The 1,068-nt window shown below is 64.7% G+C and carries 1 protein-coding gene; it reads right to left on the bottom strand.

Features of this window, described 5'->3' with window-relative positions:
- Nucleotides 1–558 precede the first annotated feature (558 nt).
- Complete coding sequence (locus RM423_RS26165) at nucleotides 559–780, bottom strand: group II intron maturase-specific domain-containing protein (RefSeq protein ID WP_396327882.1); 222 nt, start codon at nucleotides 778–780, stop codon at nucleotides 559–561.
- Nucleotides 781–1,068 lie beyond the last annotated feature (288 nt).

The following is a 1,068-nucleotide window of genomic DNA, read 5'->3' as shown; positions in this document are numbered from 1 at the left end:
GGTCGGGTAGCGGCGACGCATTGCTGCGCCGCCGCCCCCTCAGAACCGGACGTGCGACTTTCACCGCATCCGGCTCAAGCAAGTCCCGCGGGGCGTCCTATCTGTTGCTGCTGGCCCGACTGTCGCTGCGGTGTTCCCGGGTGCGGCAGCCGGTGTGGATGAGACGGTGCATGGTCTGATCGGGGCCCGTTGGGGTGCCCATCGTCAGGGCATTCCTCTGCAGTGCCCTGCCGGTGGCTCTGGTCCACTGTTCCCATTCTTGCGGGCTTTGTGGACCATCGTCGGCGTGCAACAAGAACGCACCGCAGGCTGGGCATCGTCCGTGCTGGCGAAGCAGCAAGGACGCGGTCGAGCCGCCGAGCAGTGAGTACGTTTTGTGCCGCCGTTGTTCCCAGTACTGGTTCAGGGCAGGGTCGTCCGGGGACGCGGTGCCCATGACCGGTGAGTGGCGCACGATCTTTGTCCAGGCGAACTGGCGGAGGTAGCGGCCGCTTGCGCGGTCGCCGAAGACCCACCGGTCGGTTCTGGACGGGTTGAACGGGCCGAAATACTTGTCGACTACCCAGTGTCTCGACTTGTTCGGGTGGGCGCGAAGCGCCAACCATAGAGGTGTTGCCACAGATGATGATCTACTGCGGAGAACACCTGCTTGGAGACCACGCTGCGGTAGTAACCGGCCCAGCCCCGGATGATCGGGTTGAGTCGGCGGATCACCGCTTCGGCGTTGGTTCCCCGCAGCGATCGCAGTTCAGCGGAGAGCCGTTGCCTGATCCGCGTCACCGCCGCCGGGCTGGGTTTGATGAGCAGCTTGCCGTTTTGACGGCGCACGTTGCACCCCAGGAAGTCGAAACCGCGCTCAACGTGGACGACATGCGTCTTGTCCCTGTTGAAGGCGAGGCCCCGCGGGGTAAGCCACTCACCCAGCTGGTGCTCGGCCAGTTCGGCCTGTTCACGGGTGTGGCATAAGACGACGAAGTCGTCGGCCTATGTCGACCGCCGGATTATGCCGCGTGAGGGTCGAGGGCCCTTGCTGATGCTGGGTGATCTCGCGGGCTGGTCGGCATAATC

It is taken from the genome of Jatrophihabitans lederbergiae (assembly GCF_031845305.1).
Classification (GTDB): domain Bacteria; phylum Actinomycetota; class Actinomycetes; order Mycobacteriales; family Jatrophihabitantaceae; genus Jatrophihabitans_A; species Jatrophihabitans_A lederbergiae.
This window is presented reverse-complemented; position numbering and strand designations above follow the sequence as displayed.